Here is an 8,002-nt window from a genome sequence, read left to right as displayed (position 1 = left end):
CCGCCAGCACGGCCAGGGCGGAATTGGCCGGGGCGGAAATCGCGACGCGGGGGCGACGGTGTCGCGCGCTGTGGTTGATCTTCATGCCCGTTGTATGAAAGGAACGGGAGGTGACCTCAACCCCGCCTCCTTCCGCTTCGGTGAAGCCCACCCGACCCGCCAAGCCGGCCGCGAAGGTCCGCGTGGACCAGTTGCTGGTCGAACGCGGACTGGTCGAAAGCCGCGCGCGGGCGCAGGCGCTGATCCTGGCGGGGCTGGTCTATGCCGGCGAGGCGAAGATCGCCAAGGCCGGGCAAACGGTGCCCGCGGATGTCGCGCTCGACGTGCGCGGGCGCGACCACCCGTGGGTTTCGCGCGGCGGAATCAAGCTGGCCCACGCGATCGCGCATTTCGCGCTGGACCCGCGCGGCGTGACCGCGATGGACATCGGCAGTTCCACCGGCGGTTTCACCGACGTTCTGCTCCAGAATGGGGCCGATCACGTTTTCGCGGTCGATTCGGGCACCAACCAGCTGGCGTGGAAGCTGCGGCAGGACCCGCGCGTCACCGTGCTGGAACAGACCAGCGCCCGCGTGCTCACGCCTGCGCACATCGGCAGGTCGGCGAACTGGGTGGTGTGCGACGCCAGCTTCATCGCGCTGCGCAAGGTGCTGGAGGTGCCGTTGGCGCTGGCCGCGCGGCCGACGCGGCTGGTCGCCCTGATCAAGCCGCAGTTCGAGGTCGGCCGGGCGGAAGTGGGCAAGGGCGGCGTGGTGCGCGATCCGGCGCTGCACGCGCGCGTCTGTGCCGAGGTCCGGACCTGGCTTGAGGGCGAGGGCTGGGAGGTGGATGGGATCGTGGAAAGCCCGATCACCGGCCCGGAAGGCAATGTGGAATTTCTGATTGCGGCTTTTCGCGCCTGAACCGCGCATTGTGCGCGTTTGTGACATTGCGCGGCCGGCATCGGCCCGCCAATATCCCGGGCGAATCACGAAGGGCGCCGGCTTCTCCGGACTCTGCCCGCAGTAAGGTGCCATGAGATACCTCGCTTCGCCCGCACAGCTTCGGGCCAGCCTGTTGCGCTGGTCGCTTTTCACGGTTCCGCTCGTCCTCGCGCTGGGCTTCCTTTCGGGAAGAAGCGCTGGCAGCGGGCCTGACAACCCCTGGTTCGCGGCGCTGACCAAGCCCGGCCTCTATCCGCCGCCCGCCACGTTCGGGATCGTGTGGACGGTGCTTTACGTGCTGATGGGCGTTGCGTTGGCCATGGTGCTTTCGGCGCGGGGCGCGCGGGGGCGGGGGCTGGCGGTGGCCGCGTTCGTCGTGCAACTCGCGCTCAACCTGGCGTGGAGCCCCGTGTTCTTCGGCCTGCACCGGATCGCGCTCGCGCTGGGGATCATCGGGGCGCTGGCGCTGGCGCTGGCGGTTACCATCGCGCTGTTCTGGCGCGTGCGTCCGCTGGCGGCGGGGCTGCTGCTCCCTTATCTCGCGTGGGTCTGCTTTGCATCGCTGCTCAACTGGCAGCTGCTGACGCTCAATCCGCATGCCGACGGGGCTGCACCTGCGGGGGCGACGGTGCGGGTGCAACTCGGGCACTGATCGCACCTTGCGGCCGGCGGCAATCGGCCCCATCTAGGCGGCATCACCAGTTTCAGGACAGATTGCCATGCAAAGCGAAAACCCGCTGATCGCCGATTTCGTCAAGCTGATGAACAGCGCTGCCGGAACGCTTGCCGGCGTGGGCCGCGAAGCGGGCGAGACCGCGCGCGAAAAGGTGCGCGAGGTGTTCGGTGGCCTCGATTTCGTCAGCCGTGAGGAATTCGACGCGGTGAAGGACATGGCCGCCGCCGCGCGCGAGGAAGTGGAAACGCTCAAGGCACGGCTCGCCGCGCTGGAAGGCGCGAAAACGGATTGATCGGGCAGGTCGGCCGGCGCGCGCGATCAGGTTGAAGCGAGATTGCGGGCGACGTCCGCGTCGCAGTCCAGCCGCCACAGCAAGCCTTCCTGCGCATAATCCAGCGTCACGTTCGCCGACAGGCTGCGCGCGGGGATATGGCGGATCAACGTGGTGCCGAAACCGCTCTCGCGCGGTGCGGCAACGGCGGGGCCGCCCCGTTCCCGCCACTCCACCACAAAACGGCCGTCCGCTTCACGCCACGCCAGGTTGACGCTTCCGCCGGACAGGGAAAGCGCGCCGTATTTGATCGCATTGGTGGCCAGTTCGTGCAGCGCCATGCCGATAACTTCGGCCGCGCGCGGGGCAAGGTCGATGTGCGGGCCGTCCGTGGAAACGTGGCTGCGGCTCTCGCCATCGAGAATGGCGAGCTGCGCGTCGGCCAGTTCGCCCATCGGAATCGTCGCCCAGCCGCGGCGCACCAGCAGGTCCTGATTGGCGGACATGCTGGCCAGCCGCTGTTCGAAGCGCTGGAGAAACACCGGATCGACGTTGCCGGATCGCCGGGCAAGCGCCTGCACCACGGCCAGCATGTTCTTGGAGCGGTGATTCACTTCCATCAGCAGGATGCGGATCTGCTCTTCCTTGTCGAGCAGTTCGGTCACGTCGGTGTTGGTACCGAACCACGCCAGGATCACGCCGCGCTCATCCCGGATCGGCTTCGCGCGCGAAAGGAACCAGCGATAGCTGCCGTCACGCCCGCGCAGGGGAAACGTGTCTTCCCATTCGCGCCCGGCGGCGATGTGCCGTGCGAACTTTTCACGGACCCGTTCGAGATGATCGGGGTGCTGGACAGCAGCCCACCCCCAGCCCTGCATGTCCTCGAACCGGGTGCCGGTGTAGTCGTACCATCGGCGGTTGTACCAGTTCAGCCCGCCATCGGGCGCCGCGATCCACGCCAGTTGCGAAATGTTGTCCGCCAGCATGCGGAAGCGGCGCTCGCCTTCCTTGAGCGCTTCGGCGGCGGCGAACTGGTCGGTCACGTCGCGCGCGATCTTGCTTGCGCCGACAATCCGGCCTTCGGCATCGAGCACGGGCGAAATCGTCAACGAAACGCGGATGGGCGTGCCATCCTTGCGCAGCCGGATCGTTTCGAAGTGCCGCACGCGCTCTCCGCGCTGGATGCGGCCGATGATCGCGTCTTCCTCGCCCTGGCGATCGGCCGGAATCAGACGGCGGATGGACTGGCCGACCATTTCCGCTTCTTCGTACCCGAAGATTCGCGTTGCGGCCGGATTCCAGCTTATGACCGTGCCGTCGAGCTGCTTGCTGATAATGGCGTCATCCGACGACTGGATGATCGCGGAAAGATGCTCTTCCGCCAGCAATCGACTGCTCCCCGCTGCCCGTTCGGGACCAAACTAGCCGGGGTTTTGCCCGACTGTCCACGAACGGATGCAACGGGGATGTGTTCCCGGTGCCAGAGGCCGGCCCTCAGAGCCCGGCTTTGCTAAGCGCCTGATCCAGATCCTCGATCAGGTCGTCCGGATCTTCCAGGCCGACGTTCAGGCGCAGCATCCCCTCGGTCACGCCCATGTCCTCGCGCGCTTCGGGGGCGACCGAATAGTGCGTGGTCGAGGCGGGGTGGCACATCAGCGAACGCGAATCGCCGATGTTGTTGGAGATGTCGATCAGTTGCAGCGCATCCAGCAGCGCGTGGGCCTGTTGGCGCCCGCCATCGAGCACGATCGAGAAGATCGAACCACAGGCCGACATCTGCTTCATCGCCAGATCGTGCTGGGGATGGCTGGCAAGGCCGGGATGCAGGATCGTGGGCACGCGGCTTTCCACGAACCGGCCGACCTTCAGCGCGTTCTCGCTCTGCCGGTTGATACGCAGGTCCAGCGTTTCCAGACCTTTCAGCACGACCCAGGCGTTGAACGGCGCCAGGTTCGGCCCGGTGTTGCGCTGGAACGGCAGCAGCTTGTTGTTGATGAAATCGTCCGAACCGCACACGGCGCCGGCCAGTACGCGGCCCTGTCCGTCCATCATCTTGGTGGCGGAATAGGCGACCACATCCGCGCCGAATTCCAGCGGGCGTTGCAGCGCGCTGGTGGTGAAGGCGTTGTCGACCACGGTGGTGATGCCATGCGCGCGCGCCAGCCCGCAGACATATTCCATGTCGACGATGTCCATCGTCGGGTTGGCCGGCGTTTCGAAGAAGAACACCTTGGTGTTGGGGCGGATCGCTGCTTCCCACGCCGCGTTGTCGCGGGAATCGATCACCGTGCCTTCCACGCCGAAGCGCGGAAGCAGGCTGTCCACCAGCCAGCGGCACGATCCAAACGCGGCCTTGGCGGCGACGATGTGATCGCCGGCGGAAAGCTGGCAGAGCAGCGCGGCGGTCATCGCCGCCATGCCGCTGGCCTGCGCGCGGCAGGCTTCGGCGCCTTCCAGCATGGCGATGCGTTCTTCCAGCATCGCCACCGTGGGGTTCTGGAGGCGCGAATAGGTCATGCCCGGCTGTTCGCCGGCGAAGCGCGCGGCAACCGTGGCGGCATCGTCGTAGCTGTAGCCCGATGTCAGGAACAACGCTTCCGACGTCTCGCCCATCTCCGAACGCCAGGTGCCAGCGCGCACGGCGCGGGTTGCGGGGCGCCACTTGGCGGTGATCGAGCGGTCCTGGCCTGTCGTCCGTTTCATGGCGCCGGGCCTTACGCCGCGCGCGTTGACGGTGCAAGGCGTGCCCCGTCACCTCCCATTGCGTGGTTCCGCGCATCGGCCTATCTGGCGATGGGCATGGCCTCGCTTCTCCACAACGCCCCCGCTTTCGATCGTGCCTACCGTTCCGGCCGGGACCGCGATCCGCTCGGCTGGTGCGTGCTGCTGGCGTTCGTGTTCTGGGTGGTGGTGCTGCACCGGCTCGGCATCCCGTCGAAGCCGATGTTCGATGAAATCCATTACCTGCCCGCCGCGCGCCGGCTGATCGAACTGTCCAGCCGGCTCAATCCCGAACACCCGCTGGTGGGCAAGGAACTGATCGCGCTGTCGATGAAGCTGGTCGGAGATACGCCGTTTGGCTGGCGTCTGCCTTCGGCGATCGTGGGCACGCTGGGTCTGTTCGCGGCCATGCGCGCGATGTGGTGGGCCACTCTCTCGCGCCGCGCGACGCTGGTGTTCGGCGTGCTGATGGCCACCAACTTCATCTGGTTCGTGATCGCCCGCATCGCCATGCTGGACATGGCGATGGGCGGTGCGATGGCGCTGGCGTTCTGGCAATGGGCGCTGGCCTGGCGCAGGGGCGGGGAGGGCCGGCCCGGACGCGCGCGGCTGCATCTGGCGCTGACGGGCGTGTTCCTGGGCCTCTCGCTCGGGGCCAAATGGAACGGCGCGCCGCTGCTCGCCGCGCCGGGCCTGCTGTTCGCGTGGGACCGCTGGCACGCGCTGGCCGGCCGGCGCGGACGCTTCCTGATCGCGCGCGATGCCGCGCCGGTGCCGGGCGTTTCGCTGCTCGAAGCCGGGCTGTGGCTGGGCCTGCTGCCGATCCTGACCTACCTCGCCACGTTCGCGCCGGCCTTCTTCTACAAGGTCCAGCCGATGACGCTGCACGGGCTGCTGCCCTGGCAGAAATACATGCTGCAATTGCAGGACAGCGTGGTGAAGCCGCACACCTACATGAGCCGGTGGTGGCAGTGGATGTTCAACCTGCGGCCGATCTGGTTCCTCTATGAAAAGGTCGATGGTGCGCAGCGCGGCGTGCTGATGCTCGGCAATCCGTTCACGATGCTCGCCGGGTTGCCCGCGTTGCTGTTCTGCCTGTGGGACGGGATACGCGGCAACCGCCTGCGCGCCGGGCTGTTCGCGCTCTATTTCCTCAGCCTGGTGTTCTGGGCGGTGAACGGCAAGCCGGTGCAGTTCTACTACCACTACATGCTGGCCAGCCTGTTCCTCACCGCCGCGCTGGCGGTGGTGCTGGCCGACTGGTGGGATCTGGGCGTGCGCTGGCCGGGCCGGATCGCGCTGCTGCTGGCGGTGGGCCTGTTCATCGGGTTCTACCCGATCCTGTCGGCGGGCCGGTTGCCGGCGAAGAACGCCTATACCGCCTATACCTGGCTGCACAGCTGGCGCTGACCGCAACGGCTGCCGGCGTCCTCAGGTCGCCGCGTGTTCGGGCGGCTTTGGCGGGGGTGGCGCCGATGGCAGGGGCAGGGGCGATGCGTCCTCGTCGGCGGCCCGGCTCCGGCAGCGGCGCACCACTTCGCGCGCGACATCGCTGCCCGCTACGGTGATCTTGCCCGCGCCGGGCAGGGTGCCGTCGAAGCCGCTGCCGGTAAACACGGCGGCGCGCGGATCGTCGGCCGCGATCGTGCCCTGCCAGATGTAGCCGCGCTCGCCGGGCAGATTGGTGGCATCGACCGGCAGGCGCAGGATCTGCCCTCCGCCGATCAGCGCGAACAGCGCCTGCGCGCCGATCTCGGCGGGCACCGGACGGGTGACGATCAATTGCCCGCCATGGCAGGCCAGCATCAGCAGCGGCGGCTGCCCCGGAAAACCATAGCGCGCCGCCGCCCCGCCGGCATGGGCGCTCCACCCCGCTTTGGCATCGGGTGCGGGTGGTCCCGGCATCGGCTCGTTGGCGGGAATGGAAAAACGCACCGCCCCCAGCGGCCCGCCGCCGTCAGCGGGCTGTGGCGCCGGTTTGGAACAGGCGGCAAGCGACAGGGCGAGAGCGGCGCCGAACAGCAGCGGACGGATGAGCATGGTTGGGATGGGGATATGCTATCAGGCGGCGCGTTTCTGCACGGTGAGTTCCAGCCCGAGCGCTTGAAGCACCGCGACCAGCGTCGCCAGCGTCGGATTGCCGTCTTCGGACAAGGCGGTGTAAAGCGCTTGCCGGCCCAACCCGCTCTTGCGCGCGATTTCGCTCATGCCCTTCGATCGGGCGACGTTCCCCAAGGCGGCGGCGATATGTTTGGGGTCGTTTCCTTCCATCGCGGCTTCGAGATAGAAGAGGATGTCCTCCTCGGTCTCGAGATAGGTGGCCGGGTCAAATGGACGAAGTTCCATCGCTGCGCTCGATTTCTTCCTTCAGCCGCTTTGCGGAAGCAATGTCGGCCTTCTGCGTGCGCTTGTCGCCTCCACAGAGGAGAATGACAAGCTCCTTGCCCCGCTGGAAGAAATACACCCGGTAGCCCGGCCCGTAGTCGATGCGAAGTTCGTGAACGCCGCCTTTGACGGACTTGCAGTCACCAAGATTCCCATCGGCCAGGCGTTCGAGGCGATCCACGATCCTCGCTCGCGCCCGCCGGTCCCGCAAGGAGCCAAGCCATCCCGAGAAGTCGGGCGTTTCCGACAGCTGGAAGGCTTGTCCTTTATAGGAGACATTTGAGTTCGGGGCAACCGTCTTTCCGGCTCCAGGAGGCTTGCTCGTCACTTGTTCCGCCCCCGATCGAAGGCTTGAACAACCAAGCTGGCGAGCGCAATCGCCAACATAAAGGCGTTAACAGTAAGACTGACTGCTTCATAGGAGGACATGGCAAGTTTCCCGTCACATGCAATGTGACCAAAAATTGGGAGACTTGCCTATGTCTCGCTGCTCGTCCCGTCGCAGCACGAAAGTTTTCGTTGACGATGTTTAACTAGCGTGTGCAACTCTGAATATCAAGGGGTGCGTTACTTGCGCCACTTCGTCTTCTGGCTCTTCCCGAACCGCGTCTTGCGCGTCCCCGGCTTGCCCTCGTTGCTGCGGCCTACCAGTGGCGCTTTCCGCTCATCCTCCGGCAAACCCAGCTCGGTCGCTTCCAGCTTGCGGATCTCGTCGCGCAGGCGGCCGGCTTCCTCGAATTCCAGGTCGGCGGCGGCGGCGCGCATCTTCTTTTCGAGTTCCTCGATATAGGCGCGCAGGTTGTGGCCGACGAGGTTGTTGGCGCCTTCCGCGTCCACTTCCACCAGCACGCCGTCGCGGCTCGCGGTATCGGCCACGATATCGTGGATGTTGCGCTTGATCGTGGCGGGGGTGATTCCGTGCAGCTGGTTGTATTCGTGCTGCTTCGCCCGGCGGCGGTCGGTTTCGGCGATGGCGCGCTCCATGCTGCCGGTCATGCGGTCGGCATAGAGGATCACGCGCCCGTC

General features: G+C 66.5%; 10 protein-coding genes. 4 read left to right on the top strand and 6 right to left on the bottom strand.

Annotation, left to right across the window (positions count from 1 at the left end; genetic code table 11):
* The first annotated feature begins 110 nt into the window (after positions 1–110).
* From B3547_RS21875 to B3547_RS21865, 3 genes are all read left to right on the top strand, one after another.
* Entirely contained in the window at positions 111–902 is a 792-nt protein-coding gene (locus tag B3547_RS21875) for a TlyA family RNA methyltransferase (protein WP_414690605.1), read from the top strand.
* A 112-nt stretch (positions 903–1,014) separates the two neighbouring features.
* Positions 1,015–1,575, top strand: a complete 561-nt coding sequence (locus B3547_RS21870; protein WP_292922703.1) for a TspO/MBR family protein — start codon at positions 1,015–1,017, stop codon at positions 1,573–1,575.
* 67 nt (positions 1,576–1,642) lie between these two features.
* Complete coding sequence (locus B3547_RS21865; RefSeq protein ID WP_124810049.1) at positions 1,643–1,891, top strand: accessory factor UbiK family protein; 249 nt, start codon at positions 1,643–1,645, stop codon at positions 1,889–1,891.
* 26 nt (positions 1,892–1,917) lie between these two features.
* Here the strand turns inward: B3547_RS21865 and B3547_RS21860 are convergent, their stop codons facing one another.
* Complete coding sequence (locus tag B3547_RS21860; RefSeq protein WP_124810050.1) at positions 1,918–3,258, bottom strand: PAS domain S-box protein; 1,341 nt, start codon at positions 3,256–3,258, stop codon at positions 1,918–1,920.
* 106 nt (positions 3,259–3,364) lie between these two features.
* Positions 3,365–4,573, bottom strand: coding sequence for a trans-sulfuration enzyme family protein (locus B3547_RS21855; protein WP_124810051.1), 1,209 nt, complete (start codon positions 4,571–4,573; stop codon positions 3,365–3,367).
* 96 nt (positions 4,574–4,669) lie between these two features.
* Here B3547_RS21855 and B3547_RS21850 point away from each other — a divergent pair, with 96 nt between their 5' ends.
* Positions 4,670–6,001, top strand: a complete 1,332-nt coding sequence (locus B3547_RS21850) for a phospholipid carrier-dependent glycosyltransferase (RefSeq protein ID WP_292967037.1) — start codon at positions 4,670–4,672, stop codon at positions 5,999–6,001.
* A 21-nt stretch (positions 6,002–6,022) separates the two neighbouring features.
* Here B3547_RS21850 and B3547_RS21845 read toward each other — a convergent pair whose 3' ends face one another.
* The 4 genes from B3547_RS21845 to B3547_RS21830 all read right to left on the bottom strand — a co-directional run.
* Positions 6,023–6,631: a hypothetical protein gene (locus B3547_RS21845; protein WP_292967034.1), complete on the bottom strand. Its 609-nt coding sequence runs from the start codon at positions 6,629–6,631 to the stop codon at positions 6,023–6,025.
* Between the two features lie 21 nt (positions 6,632–6,652).
* Entirely contained in the window at positions 6,653–6,937 is a 285-nt protein-coding gene (locus B3547_RS21840; protein ID WP_292967031.1) for an addiction module antidote protein, read from the bottom strand.
* Positions 6,918–7,304, bottom strand: a complete 387-nt coding sequence (locus B3547_RS21835) for a type II toxin-antitoxin system RelE/ParE family toxin (RefSeq protein WP_349676515.1) — start codon at positions 7,302–7,304, stop codon at positions 6,918–6,920. Before B3547_RS21835 ends, B3547_RS21840 begins: the two co-directional genes overlap by 20 nt.
* Before the next feature lie 239 nt (positions 7,305–7,543).
* Positions 7,544–8,002: UvrB/UvrC motif-containing protein (locus B3547_RS21830; protein ID WP_292967028.1), on the bottom strand; the 459-nt coding region annotated here is incomplete at its 5' end.

Source organism: Novosphingobium sp. UBA1939 (assembly GCF_002336885.1).
In the GTDB taxonomy this organism is placed as follows: domain Bacteria; phylum Pseudomonadota; class Alphaproteobacteria; order Sphingomonadales; family Sphingomonadaceae; genus Novosphingobium.
This window is presented reverse-complemented; position numbering and strand designations above follow the sequence as displayed.

Bases quoted from the DNA above. Each gene is read 5' to 3' on its own strand.
- B3547_RS21865 (WP_124810049.1), top strand. From the start codon at position 1,643: ATGCAAAGCGAAAACCCGCTGATCGCCGATTTCGTCAAGCTGATGAAC.
- B3547_RS21850 (WP_292967037.1), top strand. From the start codon at position 4,670: ATGGCCTCGCTTCTCCACAACGCCCCCGCTTTCGATCGTGCCTACCGT.
- B3547_RS21855 (WP_124810051.1), bottom strand. From the start codon at position 4,573: ATGAAACGGACGACAGGCCAGGACCGCTCGATCACCGCCAAGTGGCGC.
- B3547_RS21845 (WP_292967034.1), bottom strand. From the start codon at position 6,631: ATGCTCATCCGTCCGCTGCTGTTCGGCGCCGCTCTCGCCCTGTCGCTT.
- B3547_RS21840 (WP_292967031.1), bottom strand. From the start codon at position 6,937: ATGGAACTTCGTCCATTTGACCCGGCCACCTATCTCGAGACCGAGGAG.
- B3547_RS21870 (WP_292922703.1), top strand. From the start codon at position 1,015: ATGAGATACCTCGCTTCGCCCGCACAGCTTCGGGCCAGCCTGTTGCGC.